Annotated in this window: 14 protein-coding genes; 7 read left to right on the top strand and 7 right to left on the bottom strand. The window is 59.0% G+C overall.

Annotated features, from left to right (window positions below; translation table 11 throughout):
- Positions 1-42 precede the first annotated feature (42 nt).
- A complete protein-coding gene (locus ADN01_RS07045) occupies positions 43-717 on the bottom strand; it encodes a class I SAM-dependent methyltransferase (RefSeq protein WP_160318396.1) in 675 nt (224 codons plus the stop codon).
- Between the two features lie 72 nt (positions 718-789).
- Here ADN01_RS07045 and rpmF point away from each other — a divergent pair, with 72 nt between their 5' ends.
- A complete protein-coding gene (gene rpmF, locus ADN01_RS07040) occupies positions 790-987 on the top strand; it encodes a 50S ribosomal protein L32 (protein ID WP_075071031.1) in 198 nt (65 codons plus the stop codon).
- A gap of 40 nt (positions 988-1,027) precedes the next feature.
- Here the strand turns inward: rpmF and ADN01_RS07035 are convergent, their stop codons facing one another.
- From ADN01_RS07035 to trmFO, 6 genes are read right to left on the bottom strand one after another with little or no spacing between them, the layout of a single operon-like run.
- Positions 1,028-1,237 carry a hypothetical protein gene (locus tag ADN01_RS07035; protein ID WP_062418584.1) on the bottom strand — a complete coding sequence of 70 codons (210 nt, stop codon included), beginning with the start codon at positions 1,235-1,237 and terminating at the stop codon, positions 1,028-1,030.
- Positions 1,234-2,583 carry a GTPase HflX gene (hflX, locus tag ADN01_RS07030; RefSeq protein ID WP_062418583.1) on the bottom strand — a complete coding sequence of 450 codons (1,350 nt, stop codon included), beginning with the start codon at positions 2,581-2,583 and terminating at the stop codon, positions 1,234-1,236. The genes ADN01_RS07035 and hflX overlap by 4 nt, the downstream gene beginning before the upstream one ends.
- 7 nt (positions 2,584-2,590) lie before the next feature.
- Positions 2,591-3,793, bottom strand: coding sequence for an aminotransferase class I/II-fold pyridoxal phosphate-dependent enzyme (locus ADN01_RS07025; RefSeq protein WP_062418582.1), 1,203 nt, complete (start codon positions 3,791-3,793; stop codon positions 2,591-2,593).
- 13 nt (positions 3,794-3,806) lie between these two features.
- Positions 3,807-5,036 carry a sensor histidine kinase gene (locus ADN01_RS07020; RefSeq protein ID WP_062418581.1) on the bottom strand — a complete coding sequence of 410 codons (1,230 nt, stop codon included), beginning with the start codon at positions 5,034-5,036 and terminating at the stop codon, positions 3,807-3,809.
- Positions 5,037-5,082: 46 nt separating this feature from the next.
- Positions 5,083-5,949 carry a M28 family peptidase gene (locus tag ADN01_RS07015; protein ID WP_062418580.1) on the bottom strand — a complete coding sequence of 289 codons (867 nt, stop codon included), beginning with the start codon at positions 5,947-5,949 and terminating at the stop codon, positions 5,083-5,085.
- A gap of 10 nt (positions 5,950-5,959) precedes the next feature.
- The gene (trmFO, locus tag ADN01_RS07010) at positions 5,960-7,357 is read right to left on the bottom strand and encodes a methylenetetrahydrofolate--tRNA-(uracil(54)-C(5))-methyltransferase (FADH(2)-oxidizing) TrmFO (RefSeq protein ID WP_330218295.1); all 1,398 of its coding nucleotides are present in this window, start codon (positions 7,355-7,357) and stop codon (positions 5,960-5,962) included.
- A 101-nt stretch (positions 7,358-7,458) separates the two neighbouring features.
- On the opposite strand from trmFO, the gene ADN01_RS07005 reads away from it, so the two are divergent.
- The 6 genes from ADN01_RS07005 (at position 7,459) to ADN01_RS06980 (ending at position 20,596) form a co-directional block, all read left to right on the top strand.
- Positions 7,459-8,880, top strand: a complete 1,422-nt coding sequence (locus tag ADN01_RS07005) for an RNA polymerase factor sigma-54 (RefSeq protein WP_062418578.1) — start codon at positions 7,459-7,461, stop codon at positions 8,878-8,880.
- Positions 8,877-10,823 (top strand): ATP-binding protein, encoded by a 1,947-nt coding sequence (locus tag ADN01_RS07000; protein ID WP_062418577.1) that lies wholly within the window; start codon positions 8,877-8,879, stop codon positions 10,821-10,823. Before ADN01_RS07005 ends, ADN01_RS07000 begins: the two co-directional genes overlap by 4 nt.
- Before the next feature lie 3 nt (positions 10,824-10,826).
- The gene (locus ADN01_RS06995; RefSeq protein ID WP_062418576.1) at positions 10,827-12,002 is read left to right on the top strand and encodes a sigma-54-dependent transcriptional regulator; all 1,176 of its coding nucleotides are present in this window, start codon (positions 10,827-10,829) and stop codon (positions 12,000-12,002) included.
- 77 nt (positions 12,003-12,079) lie between these two features.
- Positions 12,080-12,385, top strand: a complete 306-nt coding sequence (locus tag ADN01_RS06990) for a hypothetical protein (protein WP_160318395.1) — start codon at positions 12,080-12,082, stop codon at positions 12,383-12,385.
- 52 nt (positions 12,386-12,437) lie between these two features.
- A complete protein-coding gene (locus ADN01_RS06985; protein ID WP_062418574.1) occupies positions 12,438-17,834 on the top strand; it encodes a tetratricopeptide repeat protein in 5,397 nt (1,798 codons plus the stop codon).
- Positions 17,831-20,596 carry a C25 family cysteine peptidase gene (locus ADN01_RS06980; protein ID WP_062418573.1) on the top strand — a complete coding sequence of 922 codons (2,766 nt, stop codon included), beginning with the start codon at positions 17,831-17,833 and terminating at the stop codon, positions 20,594-20,596. Before ADN01_RS06985 ends, ADN01_RS06980 begins: the two co-directional genes overlap by 4 nt.
- Positions 20,597-20,616: the final 20 nt, after the last annotated feature.

Genomic DNA, 20,616 nt, shown 5'->3' with positions numbered 1-20,616 from the left:
ACTATGAATTTTACAACAAAAACTTGTAATTTGTACCAGTCATTATAGCAAGGCGGGGGCGGGTTTTTCGACAGGACGGCGGCCTTCAAAGATCAGCAGCTTGTCCGGCGGGACAGGGGCCCAACGGGCCGACCCGGCGAACCCTGCTTGTTGAAATTCGGCTTGGAGCCGACCGCGCAGGTGTTCCAACTGCTCTTCGGAACGCGCAAAAGACACGGCGAAACGAGCCAGGCGCTCAGATGGGCGGCGGCCCAGGGGGACGGCGCTGTGAAGGATCAATAATTTACCTCCGGGGCGCAGCACGCGGTAGATTTCTTGCAAGGTTGCAGGGTCTGTGATGTAGGGTGCGGGGAAGGTGGATACGACGGTATCAAAATGGGCGGAGGGAAACGGCAGGGATTGGGCTTGGGCGCGGGCGTGGCGCAAGGGCAGGCGCGCCTGCAAGAGGCGGCGGCGGGTGAGGCGAGTCATTTGGGGGCTGAGGTCGACGCCAAATGCCGAGTGATGGTCATGGGCCAGGGCCGCGAGGAGGCGGCCGGGGCCGTGACCAAGCTCTAGTACACGGGAGCCTTCGACGAATGAGCTTACGGACAGCACCCAGCGGTTCCAACGGCCCGCCGATGCCAGCCAGGCTACCATGTCATAGGCCCAGGCGAGCTGAGTGTAAAGCCGTTCAAAGAACCAAAGCAGTGTGCGAACGAGAAATTGAGTGTGCACCTTGCAGATTCCATCCATTAAAAGTATAATTACCCCGTTAACATGGCTTTATGATGACTAAAGGAGAGGTTCATGGTTCCGCTTCCAAAACGTAAACTTTCAAAAGGTCGCCGTGACCGCCGCCGCGCGCACGATGCCTTGACGCCAACGGCTCTGGTGCAGTGTTCGAATTGCGGTGAGATGTCCTTGCCGCATACGGTATGCCCGAATTGTGGTCACTATGCTGGTCGGGAAGTAATTGAAAAACCCAGCGAAGATAAGAAGAAATAAACCAAACGGGCCGAAAAACGGCCCGTTTGGTTTTAAGCAGCTAAAGCGCACGGGCCAGTAAGAAGCCCAAAATGGCCACAATGACCCCCAGGTGGAGGAGCAGGTTGGTGCTGGCTAACCATCCGGGGGCAATGAGAACGATGATGTAATTTGCTGCCACCAGGGCTATGCCAATGAGGGGGAGAAGGCCTTTACGGTGGGCAAAAAAATCGGACAGCTGATCCACCCAATGAGAGAGAGTCTGCATCATTCCTCGCTTTCTTCAGCTTCGGGTTTCTTTTTGACCTGGAAGGGCTGGAAGCGGGTGAGCATTCGTCCAGGAATGAAACCCTGAATTTGCACCCCGCCGCGTACATGCTCAACGCGGCTGATTTGCCCGTGCTCGTGGAACATAGAAATGAGCTGGCCTTGCTGATAGGGCAGGTGGACATGCACCGGAGTGAGGGTTTCGTAGAGCATGGTTTCCAGGGTGCGAACGAAATCCGGCAGGCCCTGGCCGGTGAGGCCGGAGATGGGCAAGGTGTTGCCGATGGCCGCGGAAGCCGCTTCGAGAACGGAGGGATCTTTGAGACGGTCTATTTTGTTGAAGACGGTCAAGACCGGGATGCTGCCCGCGCCAATTTCTTCAAGCGTGGCCATGACGGACTGCCACTGTGCCTGGGCGCTGGGGTGGGTGATATCCACAACATGCACAAGGAGGTCGGCTTCGCTGATTTCTTCCAGGGTGGCACGGAAGGCGGCCACGAGCTGGGTGGGGAGCTTTTGGATGAAACCAACGGTATCGGTGAAGAGCACGGTGTGGCTGCCGGGCAGGTCGACGCGGCGAGTGGTGGGGTCGAGGGTGGCAAAAAGCTGGTTGGCCACGTAGACTTCGGAGCGAGCCAGCGTGTTGAGGAGGGTGGACTTGCCAGCGTTCGTGTAGCCAACCAGGGCGACCACAGGGACCTGATTGCGTTTGCGTTGGGCGCGATACCGCTGCCGGTGCTCGCGGACTTTTTCCAACTCGGCTTTCAAATTGCTGATGCGTTTGCGGATTTCGCGGCGGTCCACCTCCAACTGGGTCTCGCCGGGGCCGCGCAGACCCACGCCGCCAGTGCTGCCCGTGCGGCCGCCGCCGCCGCCCGCCTGGCGCGCCAGGTGAGTCCAAGCGCGGGTGAGGCGCGGGAGGCGGTATTCGTATTGGGCCAGTTCCACTTGCAGAATGCCTTCGCGGGTGGAGGCATGTTGTGCGAAGATTTCGAGGATGAGGGCGGTGCGGTCTGAAACCTGGACGTTGGGGCCGAGGCGCTCTTCCAGCTCGCGCAGGTGGCGGGGGGAAAGCTCGCTGTCAAAAATGACGACTTCCGCCAGGGTTTCTTCGACGAGCATTTGCAGCTCTTCGACTTTTCCGGCGCCGATATAGGTTTCGGGGTTGGGGTGATCGAGGCGCTGAGTCAGCTCGCCCACCACCTCCAGCCCGGCGGTTTTGGCCAGAAGGGCCAATTCTTCAAGTGATTCTTCGAGAGGCAGAATCGTTTGCTCTCCCCGAAATTCAACGCCAACTAAAAAGGCGCGCGACTGCGGGGCTTTGGTAGGTTCAGGTATTTTTTTTGCCATGTAGGTTTTATTTTTTCATCCACTTGACCAGGCGCTGCATGGCTTCGGCAATTCGTTTGGTTTCTGTGCCTAACGAGATGCGGATGTAACCTTTGCCGTTTTCGCCATAAACCACGCCTGGCGTCATACTGACGCCGGCCTCGCGCAATAACTGGTCGCAGAAGGCCAGGTCGTCCGTGTAGGGTTTGGGTAAATGCGCCCAAACGTAAATGGCCGCAGGGGGCGTATCGACATCAAAGCCGACTTCACGCAGGGCTTTCAGACAGATATCGCGGCGTTCCTGGTAGATCAGGTTGCGCTCTTCCAGCCAATTTTGGTCGCCCGTGAGGGCCTCAACACCTGCGGAAAAGACCGGGCCAAAATGGGACGTGTCCATCTGGCTTTTATAGGTGTCGAGATAGCCCACCACCTTGGCGTTGCCCACCGCCATCCCCAGGCGCCAGCCAGCCATATTGTAGGCTTTGGCCAGGGAGTTGAACTCAACGGCGACCTCTTTGGCCCCTGGGACTTGCAAAATGCTGGGGGCGATATAGCCGTTGAAGCAGATATCGGCATAGGGGGCGTCGTGGGCGATGACCACATGATGCTGGCGGCCAAATTCGACCGCTTTTTGGAAGAATTCCAGCGAGGCAACTGCGCCGGTGGGATTGTTGGGGTAATTCAGCCAGAGGATTTTCGCTTTTGCAGCCACCTCAGCGGGGATGGCGTCCAGATCGGGCAGGAAGCCCTTCTTGCGCAGGAGAGGTACATACACCACCTCGCCGCCTGCAATCAGCCCGCCCGCGGAATAGACCGGATAGCCGGGATCGGGAACCAGGGTGATATCCCCAGGGTTTAAGAGCACCTGGCTGAGGTTGAAAAGGCCTTCCTTGGAGCCAATTAATCCCAACACCTCTTTTTTCGGATCGAGATCTACATTAAATCGCCGTTTGTAGTATGTGGCGATGGCTTCGCGGTAGCTGGCTGTGCCGCCGATGGGAGAATAGCCGTGGGTGTTGGGCTTGCGTGCTTCACTGACCAGTTTTTCGATGATGAAATCCGCGGGGGGCAGGTCTGGCGAACCCATGTCAATGCGGACGACATCCATACCCTCGGCTTTGAGCTGGGCGATGACTTTATTGAGGGATGCAAAGAAATACGGCTGAAAATTCGCGATGCGGTTTGCAGGCTGAATGAAGTCGGTGCTTGTTTGAGAAGGTGTCAGGCTCATGTTCAGGTCTTCTTTAGGGTTGGTTTTGGGTGAGAGGGGAAAAGATGCGCGCCATTTTCTCGTCTGGCGGCTCAACGCGAATGGGCAGGAGCACATGGAAGGTGGAACCCGGGCATTTGATCTCGTCGCAGCCTGGGGATTCAACCCACACAGCCCCGCCGTGGGATTCTACGATGCCTTTGACAATATGCAAGCCGAGGCCAGGTCCGCCGCCTTTGAATTTGATCTTTCCGGAGGAGTGCAGGGCGGTGTTGCCGATGGTGCCGAATTTTTCAAAGATGGCCAGCTGATCTTCGGGATCAATGCCGATGCCGTTATCTTCGATGGTGACTTCGATGAAACCGGGTAGCTTGCGTCCGCTGAGGTGGATGCGGCCGCCGTCGGGGGTGAACTTGACGGCGTTGATGAGCAGATTGCGGAACACCTGCATCAGACGCTCAGGGTCTCCGAAGGTCATCTCGCTGCATCCGGGGAAGGAATCAATTTCCAGACGCTGATTGCGCTCGGCCAGGGCGGGCTTGATTTCGTTTTCCAACACCTGGAAGAGGCGGTTGAGCCACAGCGGCTGCAAGTTGAGTTTTAACAAATTGTTGTCAATCAAGGAGACGTCAATCATGTCATCCACGATACCACGCAGACGGCGGGTGCCGTTGGAGATGCCGGTGAGGAGGACAAAGTCGTTGGCGTCGCGCCCATTTTTCTCGCTGGCTTCGCGGAGCATGGCGGTGTAGCCGTCAATGAGGGTGAGGGGGGTTTTCAGCTCATGGGCGGCGACGGCGATGAAATCGGATTTGGAGCGGTCGAGGCGGTCGAGGGTTTGCTGCACCTGGGTGAGCTGATTGGAAACGTAAGCGATGCGAGTTTGGATCTCAGCTTTGGCGACTGCCTCATAAGCATGGGTGAAGCTGGGCATGAGGGCCGAGATCATCTGCAAGGCCTGAGCGGAGTCGAGATTCTCCAAGCAGACGCCAAGGGTGAGGTTGAGCAGCTGGCTGACAAAACCGGTGGGGCTGCTGGTGTTGGCTTCCAGGTCAGTTTCGGTGAGGGACGAGGCCCAGGCGTTGAGCGAAGGATCGATCCAACTGGGGTCTCCGGATTCGATGGCCTGTTCTAAGGCATCAAAAAACTCGCCCATTTCGTGGGTGATGCCCTCACGCACGCTGGTACCCCGCGCCAGCAGTTGCACGGCGCGGTGGAGCCAGATGGGACGAATTTTCTGAAGAAGCTCGACTTCGTGCATCATATCGAATCAATACAAGTTTACGTCAGGATCGCGGATTTGCCAATTGCTAATCGTCAGTAATCCAGTGCCATAAAGTATCGCCTACGGCCTGCAAACTGTCACTCGAAACTTTGTCGGCGGTGTCTGCCAGGGTGTGCCAGTAGGGATAATCAAAGTCAATCAAGTCCACGGCGGGGATTTCACGGCGGATAAATGGGATATGGTCGTCAATCATGCGGTGTTTGGGATCCAGGGGGAACTGACTGGCATACCCCAGACGGGCGGCTTGCTCCCAGATTTGCTCCGTGAGGGTGGGATCGGAATTGCGTTCGGGATGGATGTTGAGATCGGCATCCCCAATCATATCCACGATGACGACGGCATCGGGGCGTCCCTTCAGTTGGCTGGAGAAATATTCGGAACCGACGATCCAATTTTGGCCCTGAATCTCGCCCTGATCTTCGGCGTCAAAGAAGGCCAGCCAGATTTCAGCATCCAGATCGGCGGGCAGGCTGCGGGCCAGTTCCAGGAGCACAGCCACCCCGGAGGCGCCGTCGTTGGCACCGGGGACGGGTTGGGAACGCTGGCTGGGGTCGGGGTCCTGGTCGGCGAATTCGCGGGTGTCAAAATGGGCGCCGAGGATGATCCAGCGGCTGCCGCTGCCGCGCTGGGCAACCACATTGCGGACGGGCCGCCCCTGGACGGTGGTTTCCTGAACACGAGCATTCCAGCCGGATTCGGTGAGCGTACTCACGAGCCAATCCACCAGCGCGGCGTGACCCGGGGCACCGGGGGTGCGCGGCCCGAAGGCCAGCTGAGTTTCTACGTGTTGGTAGGCGCGTTGACCATCGAAGTGCAAGGCGGCCGGCCGATTGCGCAGATAGAGCCAGCCCAGCAGGCCGGTGAGGACCACGGCTGCTAAGGCAATCAACATATAGAGACGTTTATTCCGAAGAGGCATGGCGGCTCTCCAATGATTCCATCCAGCTTTGAAGGGAGTCCAGGCTGCGTTGGGCATACTGCGCTGCGCGCTCCCGCTTGCCGCGAGCCGGTTGAGGCAGCTCGGGGAGGATGCCAAAATTGGCTTTCATGGGTTGAAAATCTTTGAGATCGGCATGGGTGATGTAATGGCAGAGGGCGCCCAGCATGGTGTCGGTGGGCAGGGCGCGCGTGGGCTGACCCAGCGTCCAGCGAGAAAGGTTCAGCCCAGCGAGCAGACCCGTGGCAATATTGCCCATGTAGCCTTCCACGCCGGTAATTTGACCGGCGAAAAACAGCCCGGGAACCTGACGGCTTTGCAGATCGGCATGGAGCAGGCGCGGAGAGGCCAGGAAGGTGTTGCGGTGCATCTGACCGTAGCGCACAAATTCAGCCTGGGCCAGACCCGGGATCAGGCGCAAGACGCGGCGCTGTTCGGGGAAGGTGAGGTTGGTTTGAAAGCCCACCAGGTTGTAGAGGCTGCCGCTGAGGTTATCCTGGCGAAGCTGCACAACGGCATACGGGCGGCGGCCGGTGCGCGGATCTTTGAGACCGACGGGACGCATGGGGCCAAAAGCCAGCGCGTCGGGGTGGCGCAGGGCTAGGACTTCGACGGGCAGACAGCCTTCGAAGAATTGGCTGGCGCCGGCGCGCACGCCGGTTTCCAGCACCTGCTCAAATTCACGAAGTTGAATGCGCTCGGCGCTGCGTAGGGCTTCGACGAAGGTGTAGTATTCTTCTTTGGTGAAGGGGCAGTTGATGTAATCCCCGGCTTCGGGATCGTCATGCTGATAGCGTGAGGCGCGGAAGGCGACGGCGGTGTCGATGGATTCAGCGGAGACGATGGGGGCGATGGCGTCAAAGAAGAAAAGATGGTCTTCGCCGGTGAGCTGGAGCAGGGCAGCCGAAAGAGAGGGCGAGGTGAGGGGGCCAGAGGCAATGACAGCAGGGGCAGGGGGCAGGCTTTGCACCTCTTGACGCACCAAATGGATGCGGGGGTGGTTTTCGACGGCCTGCGTGACCTGAGCGGCAAAGGCCTCACGATCCACGGCCAGCGCACCGCCCGCAGGGAGAGCGGAGGATTCAGCGCAGGTGAGCAGCAGGGAACCCAGCCGCCGGGCCTCTTCTTTTAACAAACCGGAGGCGCGGTCTACCAGATTGGATCCGAGGGAATTCGAACAGACCAGTTCAGCCAATTGGCCGCTGGTATGGGCGCCGGTGGGCACGGCGGGACGCATTTCATAGAGGGTAACATTCAGTCCACGTTGGGCGGCTTGCCAGGCGGCTTCACAACCAGCCAGGCCGCCGCCGACGACGGTACAGTGGGGCATAGGGACACCTGGGATGCAAGAAGATGACCAAATTGTACCAAAATCGCTTTGAGAACCCTAAAAATTGCCCTGGTATAAAACTTGCAACGTTCAGCGAGGCGATCTATACTCATCTTACCTCAAGCAGGTGACTTATGTTTCAAATTCACGTTCCCTCTCTGCGACCGCTGACCACCGCGCATCTGGCGCAAACCATGACGCTGCTGTGTTTGCCTGTGGGCGAGCTGCGTCAACAAATTGAGGCGGAACTGGCTTCGAATCCCGCGCTTGAGCTGGTGGAAGAACGCCGCTGCCCGTCCTGCCACCGCCTGCTGCCGGATCAGGGCCACTGCCCCATTTGCAGTGCGCCGGCCACGGACTTGATGGATGAACCGATCATCTATCTTTCCCCACGAGATGAATTCTACGATGGGCCGCGTTCATCGGGTGGAGAAGGCGACTTGCCGGAAGATAATTTCAGCGCCACCTGGGAGGAACTGCCCACCTATGTGCTGCGGCAGATCGCGCCTGATTTGGAGGGGGATGAGCGCAAAGTGGCGGCCTACTTGCTGACCAACCTGGATGAAGATGGGCTGCTGGCGATCCCTCTGGTGGAGGTGGTGCGTTATCTGCATGTGCCGCTGAGCATGGTGGAAAAGGTGCAGCGCCTGATCCAACACGCTGATCCGGTGGGAGTGGCGTCTGGCAGCCCGCGCGAAGCGCTGTTGGTGCAGATGGATGTTTTGGAGGAAGTGGGCTCCACCATCCCGCGGCTGGCACGCCCGATCGTGATGGAAGGGATGGATTTGCTGAGCCGCCGACTGTACGGCGACCTGGCGCGAAAATTCCATGCGCCGCTTTCGCAGGTGCACAAAGCTGTGCAATTTATCAGCGACAACCTGTACCCCTTCCCGGCGCGCTCGCATTGGGGGGATGTGCGCCAACCCAGCGGGGCACAGCTGAACGTTTATCACCACCCAGATATTCTAATTGGATATTACAACGAAGACCCTGAAAAACCTTTGGTGGTGGAAATCATCACGCCGATCGCAGGCACTCTGCGGGTGAACCCGATGTTCCGGAAGGCGGTGCAGTCGGCGGATGAGGAAATGAAAGAGAGCTGGCGCGAGGACATTGAGAAGGCTTCGCTGTTTGTGAAGTGCTTGCAGCAGCGCAATTACACCATTCAGCGTTTGATTCAAAAAGTGGTTATGTTCCAGCGCGGGTACATTTTGCAGGGTGAAAAATACTTACGGCCTTTGACGCGCGCGCAGCTTTCCCGCGAACTGGGTGTGCATGAATCGACCATTTCGCGCGCGGTGGCCAATAAGACTGTGCAGCTGCCGAATCGGAGGATTGTGCCGCTCTCCGCGTTCTTTGATCGGAGTATGAATGTGCGCTCGGTTTTGAAAGAGATGATCGCAGACGAGGCGCGGCCGCTGAGCGATGCGGAACTGGCGGATATGCTGGCGGACCGCGGCTTTCAGGTGGCGCGGCGCACTGTGGCCAAATATCGAGCGATGGAAGGTATTTTGCCAGCCCATTTGCGGATGGGGGTGATGGCAAAATCCTTATGAGCACCGCCAGCCCTTCAACTACTTTGCAAAGCTTCCTGCGCGGGTCCAGCCTGACGTTGGAAGATGTGACGACCTTGCTGAACCTGATGCAAGATGCGGCTGTGGTGTGCACCACAAAACAGGGGCAAATTGTGGCCGCCAACCAGGCATTCCTCCAATGGACTGCTTTTTCTGAGCTGGGGGTGATGGGTAAGCCTGTGGGCGATTTGGCTAGCGGGCTGGATTTGAACGCGGCCGAGGCCGAGGGGATTGAGGTTCGGCGGGCACGGCGAGCGGCAACCAGCGTGAATGCGCGCTTGTTCCCGTTGGGGCGGGGGCGCATGTGGACGGTGGTCGTCTTTGAGGAAAGCAAGGCGCGTCAAAATGCCTTGAATTGGGATCCGCGTGAAATATACACCTGGGCGCTGTCCTTACTTCGGCAGTTGGACTGCGAGAATTTTTCGCATTGCCTGGAACAGGCGCTCGGCAACATTCAATCTGTCCTGCCGGCCAGCCATGTGTGCATTTATGAGGCCAACAGCCAGTTCCCGCGGCTGATCAAAACGCATTCCTGTGAAGCGAGTGAGGTTTTTCCGGCGGAGATTTCTACGGCGGATTTGCTGCGGTTGACTGGGCTAAGCGTGTGGCGGCCAGGGAAGCGGGTGTCAGGCGAAATTCACCGCGCGGCGCGGATTGCGGGACTGGACTATGTGGTGACGATGCCCCTGGGCCTGGAGGGAGGTATCTTCGGCCTGTTTGTGGCAGCGGGCATGGAAGAAACGCAGATGGACGCGCTGCAGGCGATGGTGGAATTTATCGCTGGGCTGCTGAGCCTGTCGCTGCAGTTGAACACCCTGCTGGCCAATTTGCGCAGTGAACAAGAGCGGTCGTTGGGACAAAACCTGATTCGCGGCGCAGTATTTGATAATATTCAAGAAGGGGTGGTGGTCATTTCTCCTGATTTGACCATTCAGGGGATTAACCCATCGGCGGAGATGATGTTGGGGTATGCGGATTGGGAAGTGTGGCAGCAGCCGGTTGAAAATATCCTGATCGGGCCGGAGGGCTTGATCCGGGCATTGCAGGATGCGGTGGAACGAGGTGTGCCGACCCTGAATTTGGGAGTGGTTTCGGTGCACCGGCGCGATGGGCTTACTATCCCGGCCCATATTCAAACCTTTCCGGTGCAGCGGGATGAGGATGTGACGGCTGTGCTGGTGGTGATGACGGATGTGAGCGAGCATGAAGAAACGCGCATACGCACTCAGCAGTTGGAGCACCGCGCCATGCTGGGCGATATTACCGCCATTTTTGCCCACGAGGTGCGCAACCCGCTGAACAACATCTCGATGGGCACACAGGTTTTAGCGGCGCGCCTGGCCTCGGATGATCCTAACCAGGATGTGATTCAGCGTATTCAAGGGGACTGCGGGCGCTTGGAACATTTGATGGAATCGGTGCTGTCCTCGACCCGTTCGATCGAGTCGTCTTTCAAACGGGTGGACGTGCAGGCGCTTTTGCAGCGCATTTTGGACCGCTGGCAGCCGCGCTTCAGCCGCGTGAACGTGCGTTCATTTTTCCAGGCGGCGCAGGATGTGCCGGATGTGTTTGGCGATTCGCGCTCGTTGGAGCAGGTGTTCACCAATTTGATCAGCAATGCGGTGGAGGTGATGGGCAGGGGGAACGGCGGCACCCTGGCCATTCACGTACAGCCGAGCGACGCCATCCCGAACCGCAAGCAGGTGGAAATCACGGTTTCGGATAACGGGCCTGGGATCCCAGAGGATTTGCAGGGCCGCTTATTTGAACCGTTTGTGTCCCATAACCCGCGCGGGACGGGCTTGGGGCTGGCAATCACCAAGCGGATTGTGACGGCACACCGCGGCAGCATACAAGTAAACTCATTTCCGGGAGGGACGGTGTTCACGGTCCTGCTGCCGGCGATGGAAGAAGACGGAGAATAAGGCATGGCGATCAGCGTATTGGTTGTGGATGATGAAGAAAACGCCCGAACCTTTTTTAAGGAAATTTTGACCCCAATGGGCTATGAGGTGCTGACGGCGGGCACATTGGCCGAGGCGCGCGAACATTTGCGGCGCGGGTCGGGGGATGTGGTTTTGCTGGATGTGAACCTGCCGGACGGGTACGGGCCAAATTTGCTGTATGAAATCTCCAAGATGCCGCTGCGCCCACCGACGATCATGATCACAGCCTACGGCGAGATTGATATGGCCGTGCAGGCGATGAAGGATGGCGCGCACGACTTTTTAAACAAGCCCATTCAGATCAACCAATTGGAGCAATCGCTGAAGCGGGCGTGTGAGATTGTCTCGATGCGGCGGGAGTTAGATCACCTGCGGCAGAGAGACCAACAGCAAGCGCAGTTTATTGTGGGGCAAAGCAAACCCATGCGAGCGATTGCCTCGCAGGCGCAGCGGGCGGCGGCGGCTTCTGTCTCGGTGTTGATTACGGGTGAAACCGGAACCGGCAAAGAGGTGTTAGCGCGTTTTATTCATTCCATTGGCCCGCGAGCTGGGAAACAATTCATCGCCATCAACTGCGCCGCGATTCAATCTACCATGTTGGAAGCGGAATTGTTTGGCTATGAGGCGGGGGCTTTCACCAGCGCGGAGCGGCGGAAAACAGGCCTGATGGAAGTGGCGGATGGGAGTATTTTGTTCTTGGATGAAATTTCATCCATGCCAGTGGATATTCAAGCGAAGCTGCTGCGGGCGTTGGAAGAGCGCGCCTTCCGGCGGGTGGGCGGCACCAACCTGATTAAGGTGGATGTGCAGATTTTGGCGGCCTCGAATCGCGATTTAAAGACGATGATCAAAAACGGCCAGTTCCGCGAGGACCTGTATTACCGTTTGAAGGTGGTGGATTTGCACCTGCCGCCGCTGCGCGAACGAAAAGAAGATGTGCCGGAGCTGATTGGCTTCTTTGTGCGCAAGTTTAACGCGCGCATGGGGGTGAATGTGCGGGATGTGTCCCCGCGGGCGATGCAAGCCCTGCAAGACTATGACTGGCCGGGGAACATCCGTGAGCTGAGCAACGCGGTGGAACGGGCCCTGCTGTTTTGCGACGAGGAAGTGGTGGACCTGGAACATTTGCCCGCGGACATCATTCAAAGCGCGGCTTAAAACTGAAAACCTGGCACGCATCTTGCATCATTGCCTCTTGAATAGAGATTCGGGAGGCAATGATGTTTTCTTTTTCTATGCACAGCTTATTTTCTACGATGGCCCTGGTGCTGTTCTCGGTGGGGGTGATCACACTCGGTGCGGGAGTGTTTGTGCTGGTGAGCCGGGTGTTGGGGCAGGACCTGAAGCTGATTGCCGAACAAACCGCACATCTGGTTAAGAAAGGACTGGCGGAGGAGGTTTCGGGCCTGGTGGGCAATGCGGCTTCTTTGCTGGACTCTTTAACCCAGCTGATTCGCACCGCTACCGGCGTGGGGGTTTTCCTGGTGGTGGCGGGGATGATGCTGATATTCCTGGCCTATGTGATTTTGCGGCAAGCCTGACTGGATAGGATGCAAGCAACCGAACGCGCACATCAAAACTATAGGAGCAATTATGCAGTTTCTTGAGTTTTGCATGGAAGTGCAAAAGTACCAGCCAGCGGACGCGGTAAGCCCCTGGCTGTCTGCATTGTGGAATGACCGTCTGGTGCGCACCTGCCTGGAGCAAACCGCGACAGCCAAACGTATTTTCGCCGACCCGGAGCGTCTGGCGGGGGGGCTTTCTTTGGCATCAGTGGCGCTGACAGCCCTGGGACTGGCGTATGAGCCAGCTTACTTGAGCCAGGCGAGCCTGCCTGAAGTGGAAGCTGGGGTACGGCAGAAGGCCATTCGCGCCTATGAAGCGGCTCTGCGCAGCGGGAAAAGCCCGAAAAATTTGGAAGAAGCCGGGCTGTTAGCGCTGGCGCTGCGTGAACGGCGGCGGGTGACGAAGCGCTGGACGGGGCTTCCGGCGGAGTTGGCATCGGGCAAAGGCGGGCGAGATGTGACCTTTTGGGCAACCCCGCTGGCCGTATTGTTTGGGCTGGTACCTGACCCCGATGAGATGCTGATGTCGCTGCCCGGTGCGCTGGACGGCAAAGAAGTCGTCTGGCTGGTGACGCATGTGCTCCTGAGTAATCCGCTTTCTGGTGAAGAACGACTGCGGCTGCTGATGGATGTATTGGAACGTTATGAACCCACCGCCTGGGTGGGATGGCTGAAGCATCTGCAGCAATTGGGGCAGCAAGTATTGGTCAATCAACTGGCGCAGATGCTGTTGGCGAGATTGCTGAATGGAAACAACGCCAACGAAGAGGCGGCAGCGGAGGTTTGGAGCGCAGAAGGGTTGGCCAAGACCGCGTATCAGGCGCAGGTTCAGGCTGCTCTGTACCACTACGCCGGGCAGCCCGACGTGGCTGAACAGCAGATCCGAGCAGCGCAAGATTCGTTGAAAAAATGGCAGGCGGCATTGGAACTGTTGGTTCGTACCGGTCAGGCGAGGCCAGCAGGGGCGCAGACCAAAGCTTTGGGCGAGATCTCCAGTGAGTTGGCCGCAGAATTGACTTTGGCCAAGGGAACGGCAGAGGTGGGCGTTGATCTGCCGGACGGTCATGCCAACCCGCTGGTGCGAATTTACCGGGCTGTGCAGCTTCGTCAGCGCGGTGAGCAAGAGGTGGCACTGGAAATGGCCGGCCGGGCCGTGGATCAACTGGTGGCGGGCGAAGGGGCGGCTTTGGAAGCAGCCCAGCCGCAGATCTGCCTGGGATGGAACGCAGTGGGGCCAGTTGACGCGCTGCTCGATCTGGGCCTGACAGAAGATGCTTTACGCCTGGCGCGGCATTTGTTCGAAGCGCGGCCGCTGGATTTGAGTCTGATCCGGCGTTTGAGCGACCTGTACGAAGACAACAATGACCTGACCCAGGCGCAGCACTATGCGCGGCTGGCGTTGATGTGGGCTCCGGAGGCAGAGGAGAACCACCGCCGGATGGGCGACCTTTTGGAGCGCGGGAAGGAATTTGAACAGGCGTTGGAAGAACGCCGGCAGGTTCTGCACCTGGCTGCTCAGCCTCAGCAAGGCGACTGGTTGGCTTTTGCGCGCAGTGCGCTGGCTGCCGAACACTTTGAGGAGACGGCGCAGGCCTGCGAACGGATTTTGGAGCAGGAACCCAACCATGAGGAAGCCAACCGCCTGATGGGGCAGGCGATGATGTCCCAAAATCAGCCGGCTCTGGCAGTGCCGTTCTTGAGCCGGGCGACTTTAATGTTCCCGGAAAGCGATCAGAGCTGGATACTTTTGGCTGAGGCTTATCAGCGGTTGGGGGATGTGCAGCGCGGGTTGGAAACGCTGCGCGCGGGGGTGCTTTCAGCACCCAATTCCAGCAGCTTGAATTTCCTGCTGTCTGAAGCGTATCTGGCCCAGGGTTCCCCCAGTGAATCCCTGCCGTATCTGCGCAAGGCGGCCAATTTACAGCCCACGTCGCTGCCCATCGCACTGAAATTGGGAAGGACGCTGACGGATCTGGGCTATTTAAGTGAGGCGCTGCGGGTTTTGGAAGAAGCCAACCGCATGTGGCCGCAAAACCCGGAATTATCCTTTGCTTTGGGGAATGTGTTCAGCGCGCAGGGCGAGTTTGGACGGGCTTTGCCTTTGTTAGAAACGGCAATCCAAGCGGCGGAGGCGCAGCCGGAATGGTTTGTGCGTTATGCCGAAAATCTACTCAGTTTTGCCAATCCGCTGCAGCGCCGCACGATGATGGAAGAGACCCCAGCACGATTGGAAACCGCGCAGGAAGCCCTGAACAAGGCTTTGCTTTTACGCCCGGACGATTTTCACACACAGGTTTTACAGGCTGAGCTTCAGCTCTTGAAAGGGGAATGGCTGGCGGCGGAGGGATTGTATCAGGAGTTATCGAATTATCCAGAGGCAGCCGAGGCGGAATGGCATGGGCGGCTGCAGGCAGGATTAGGCCGGGCTTGCGCCGAACAGGGCAAGGTGGAAGCAGCGCTGGCCTTCTTGCGCGAAGCTGCCCAGGGTCAACCGCACAACCTGCCGCTGCAGCGGCTGCTTTCCGAGGTGTACTGGCAGGCCGGGCTGACGGATGACGCTATGCAGAGCGCCAAACAGACATTACGCTTAGCGCCGAACGACCTGGATCAGTTGAGCTGGTTTGCGGAGCTTTCGGCTGCGCTGGGGAATTGGGAAGCGGGGGTTGAAGCTTTGCAAACCGCGGCCCAATTGGAAAACGATAACGGCGAAATCCGCGTGCGGCTGGCAGAGGCGCAGCTCATGGCAGGGGATATCCTGGGGGCGCAGGTTACTTTGCAGGAATTGGACTGCCTGGCTTTTGTTCAGGGAGAGCATCTGCGGCGCGCGGCGTATTTACAGCTGCGGTTGGGCAATGCTTCTGCTGCATTGGCTTTTCTACAGCATGCCCAGCAGGCAGCTCCTGAGAACCGCCAAATTCGCTTTGAGACCGCTGGTATGTTAGCGCAGGCAGGCAGTCTGACCGATGCGCTTGATTTGATCCGCACGAGTGACTCACAGCGGGCAAAAGACCCGGTGTTTTTGGTGTTTGAGGCTGACCTGCTGGCGGCCAGCGGGCGGTATCAGGCGGCGGCGGCCTGTGTGGAGCAAAGTCTGCGATGTGAACCGGCGGGGTTTATGGATTTGCAGCATGGGGTCCTGTCAGAAGAATGGCTAGCCTCCTTAACTGATCCGGTGGACCGCTGGGTGCGACTGGCGGTGTGGAACCGGGCGAATGGGGAGACGGCGCAGGCTCTAAATTACGCTGAAATGGCGCTGGAAGCTCGACCAGAAGCGCTGGAGGTGCGCGTGCTGGCGGCGGAATGTGCCTGGGCGATGATGGATGAGACCAGCGCAGCGGAATATGTGCATCTGAGCGATCTGGACCCGGCCAGAGTGGAAAATCTGCGCCGGGATCAACCCGCAGCCTGGGCGGCCTGTTGGGGGCTGACTTTGGAACATACCCTCAACGCCGGCAATGGCGAGGGTATTGACGCGGCCGAGGTGATGCAGTGGGCGGCACAGGTTGAAAATGCGAGGCTGTGGAGCGCAGCAGCGCGTCTGCAGGTGCGGGCTGGAAATTGGACGCTGGGCCGCAAAGCGATGGACAGCGCGCGCCGGGCTTTTGAGGCAGAGAAAGAGCGCCGGGCACAGGGCAAAATTGCCTTGTATGATTGGAAGCCAGCCTGCCTGCGCACGGCGGAACGGTCTTTGGTGCAGGCCTGGATGGAATTGGAGGATTGGGAGGCGGCGGCTGCGGCAGCGATCAGCGGACAGGCGCGCCAACCGGAGGAACCGCGAGCCAATTATGACCTGGTGCGAACCTTAGTGCTGGCGGTGAAGCGTTTCCGTCTGTTGCAAGAGCTGCGCTGTGTCACGCGGCTGCCTGGGATGCAAGTTTTGGGGGCTGACCGTTATGAACAGTTGGATATGGCGCTGACCCAACTGGAAGGATTGTGGCCGGACGGCGAGGTGCAGTTGTGGCGCAGCTTGGGGCAATCGCTGTTCCAGATGACCCCTCAGAATGTGCGCGGATTGGTGAACACGCTGAAGGGCGCACAGGCGGTGGAAAGCATGATTTTAATCCTGAGGCAGCTGCGCAACTGCGCTTTGGCGCTGCAAGTGGCCCAGCAGGAGCTGGACGCACCGGAGGTGGCTTTGCAGGCGGCGTTGTGCCATCAGGAGATGGAGCCGCAGGAAGGGGTGGAATTGGCGCGTGGGGTGGTGGCCCGGCGGCCCAATGATCCTTTGGGGCATGTGGTTCTGGCTTTACTGGCCGAAAAATCCGGGGATCTGCCGTTGGCGCTGGCGGCTTTGGAGAAGGCGGTAGGTTTTTGGCCGGACGAACCGGAATGGCAGGTTTGGGCGGGGCAGCTGGCGGAATCGCTGAACCAGGGCCGCTCGATGCTCCAGCACCTGGAGGCGGCGGCCGAACAACGGCCCGAAGACGCCCGTTATGCGGTGCTGCTGGCGCGCGCTTATTTGGAACAGTCGCTGCCGTTCCGCGCTTTAGAACTACTTTCGAAAGCCACGCGCAGTCACCCGGATTCCGCAGATTTGTGGATGACGATGGCGCGCACTTACCGAACGATTACCTCGCACCGTGAGGCGCTGGAGTGCGCAGAATTGGCCTGCCGCCTGGAAGCAGAATCAGCAGCCCCGGCGCTGCTTTGCAGTGAAATTTGCATGGATATGAACGACGGTTTGCGAGCGTTGGCGTTTGCCAATGAGGCCTTGCGCCGCGACCCGGCGGAAAGCAGCGCTGCACTCCTGGCGGGGCGGGCGCTAGTTTTACAAGGGCAGGAGCGTGAGTCGCTGCGGGTGCTGTCTCGATTTTTGGCGCAGCACCCTGACCAGCCAGTCGTCTTATTTGAACAAGCCTTATTGGTGGAACGCCTGGAGGGTGTGGCTTCAGCTATGCCGCTGTACCAGCGCCTGACGACCCTTGACGCGCAAAATGCAAAGGCGTTCCTGGCCTTTGGACGGGCAAAACTGACCTCTGGGGATGTTTTGGGGGCGGAAAAACTGGTGCAGACGGCGATCAAATTGGACAGCGGCCGGTACGATGCCCATTACTTGATGGGGCGCATTCAGCGGCAGATGGGGCAGCTGGATCAGGCTATATACCATTTCAGCGAGGCGGTACGATTGGCTCCGGCAGAACTGGCCCCGTATTTGGATTTGGGAGCAACATACCTTGACCGGCGGGAGACGCTGCAAGCGCTGCAAATTTACCAAAAGGCCACTCAGGTGGCTCCTGAAGACCCGCGAGCCTTTACCCAGGCAGGAATTCTGCTGCGAGATAACAAAGATTACCTCGGGGCAGAGGCCATGCTGCGCAAGGCGGCACATCTGGCCCCGGGGGATGTGCAGATCCGCAAACAGCTTGGCGCGATTATTGCACTGAACCTGGTGCATAACCCTCAGGAGGCTAAAGCCTACCCATGAACCCAAAAATTGAAACTCCTTCTGGCGGCGTTCAAATCATCGGCCGCGCAAAGCTGGTGCTGCTGCTGACGGCAGCCTTAGAAAGCCGGTCTTACCGATTTGCCCGGCAGGCGGCGGTGAGCTGGCTGGCCATTTTTCCCGGCGATTTGACCGTCCAATGGGCGCTGGCGCGCGCGTGGATGGGCGAGGGCCGCCTTGACCTGGCGACCCCGATTTTAGAAAAACTGGCGGCGCAAGATCCTGAAGATGTTCAGGTGCAGCTGGCGCTGGCCGAGGCCTACCGCGAAAACAAGCCTGAAATGGCTCAAGAGGCCGGGTATCAGGCGGCTGTTTTGGGCTGGGATTCGAAAACCAGCGGAGAGCTGCCGCAGGCTTATGCGCAGCTGCGGACTGTGCGAAAATTGATTCTGGCAGGTGAGTATTCGCAAGCAGAAGCAGGCGTCTACGCGGCGTTGGGGATGATGCCCACTTCAGCTTTGGCGGCTGTCCTGCATTTGCGCATTGCGATGCAGACACAGGACGCGGCCGCACGGCGGCAGCTGGCTCAGCTTTACCACACGCGCTGGCCGGACACACTGGTGTTTACCCTGGCTCTGGCGGATGCGGATCTGCGGGCGGGGCAAGAAGCCAACGCTGTGCAGTTATTGCATCAGGCGGTGTCCAACGATCCGGCGGCGCAGATTCCGGTGCGGCTGTGGGGAGAGACATTTCGTTACCGTCCGCTGTGGCCGGTGCGATTGGAGATGGCGTTTGATCTGCCTGTGCCAGTGGATGTGAGCGCACGACTGGGCGGGAACAACCTGGCGACAGGGGAAGGGATCGCTGTGGAAGCAGCGGCGGAAACCGCCGACGCAGCAGCCCCAGCAGAAGAAACACCCGCGACCGAAACGGCTGCTCAGGAGGGCCTGGGGCATGCGGTTGGGGATGAAAGCCCCATTGAGGAGACGGCTGAGGCGAGCGAATCCCTGGAAGAGACCTTAGAGGCTTTCGTGCAGAGCCTGGAACGCACAGAAGGCAGCTTGGATCCTGTGGCGGCAGCCCCGGAGGCGGCCCCTGCGGCGCAGGTGAGCGAGGCGAAAAGCAGCCCTGCGGTCAGCGAGGGGGTACAGGAGGTTGCCGCGGTTTTGGATCACCTGGCGGAACGTTTGCAGCAGACGGAAGCTCCGCGTGCAGATGGACGTTACCCGGTGTATGTGGTTTTCAGCACGCACACGGGTCTGGAAAAGAAGTATGGCCTGCAGACGGCGGAGATCATTGAGCGCGAAATGCAGCGCCTGGCAGAAGCAGTCAGCAAACGGCGGCATTGGAGCGGGTTGGTATTTCTGCCGGATGCGGTGAAAAGTGACGGTCCGGCGGGGATGAGCGCGGACGCAGCCGTGGATCCCTGGCAGTTAAAATTAGCTCTGACGGATTTGGATCAGGCTTTGGCGAAAAAAGGGCAGATGATTGGTGCGCTGGTGATCATCGGCGGGCCGGATGTGGTGCCGCACCACCGGCTGCCCAACCCCAGCGATGACGACGACGCTGAGGTGCCGTCCGACAACCCGTACGCCACCCTGGATTCGAATTATTTCGTGGCAGAGTGGCCGGTGGGGCGTATCCCGGGTGAAAAAGGCTCGGACGCGGGCATGCTATTGGAGCAGATCCGGCGCATGACGCGCTACCACAGCCAATGGAAGGTGACGCCTGCCTGGGTGAAACCTTTGCTGATGCTGGTGTCGTGGCTTGACCGGATTCCTTTCTTGCGGTCTTTTGCCCCAGCTTCCTCCGGCGCGCCGAGCTTTGGCTACTCGGCTTCGGTGTGGCGGCGCTCGTCGCTGGCGGCTTTTCGGCCGGTGGGGGATGGAAAAGCATTGCTGGTTTCGCCGCCGGAGTTTTCGGGCAGTTTTGAACCGAAGCGGCTGACGCATGTGGATGTGGGTTACTACAATCTGCACGGCTTGCCGGATACGGCCGAATGGTATGGACAGCGCGATTTTTCGGAGGCGCACAGCGGCCCCGACTATCCCGTGGCATTGAGCGCAAAAGACCTGGCAAAAAATGGGCGCGCGCCCAAGGTGGTGTTTACAGAGGCGTGTTACGGCGGGCTGATTGAAAATAAAAGCGAGGCGCAGTCGTTGTGTCTGCGGTTTTTATCCATCGGCAGCACGGCGGTGGTGGCTTCGACGGTGATCGCCTACGGCTCTGTGGCCACCCCTTTGATCGGTGCGGATCTGTTGGGACAATACTTCTGGAAGCACCTGCGCGATGGACGGCCAGTGGGTGAGGCGCTGCTGCGGGCGCGGCTGGATCTGGTAAAAGAAATGACCCGGCGGCAGGGCTTTTTGGATGCTGAGGATCAGAAGACGCTGATTTCGTTTGTGCTGTACGGCGACCCGTTGGCCAGTTGGGAAGGATTTCGGGCAAACGGCAAAAACATCGCCCGGCTGAAAACCGCGCCAACGGTGAACACCGTACAGGAATCGGCTGAGGCAGAGGGCAGCCTGCCGAAGGGCGTGACCAAAGAGGCGCTGCTGGAAGTGAAGCAGGTGGTGGCCCCTTACCTGCCGGGGTTGGATCATGCAGAGGTGCGTTTTGGACGGCAGCACAGCGCCAACAGCCCCAAGCAAGCCAACGGCGCCGCGGTTCCACAGAACGCCAATGGACGCGTGGTGGTGACCCTGGAAAAGCAGGTGAAGATCGCCCAGCACGTGCATCATCACTTCGCGCGGGCCACGCTGGACGCGCAGGGCAAAATTGTCAAGCTGGCTGTGTCACGTTAAATTGCGGCCGCAAGATCCTG

The sequence above is a fragment of the Levilinea saccharolytica genome, assembly GCF_001306035.1.
In the GTDB taxonomy this organism is placed as follows: domain Bacteria; phylum Chloroflexota; class Anaerolineae; order Anaerolineales; family Anaerolineaceae; genus Levilinea; species Levilinea saccharolytica.
This window is presented reverse-complemented; position numbering and strand designations above follow the sequence as displayed.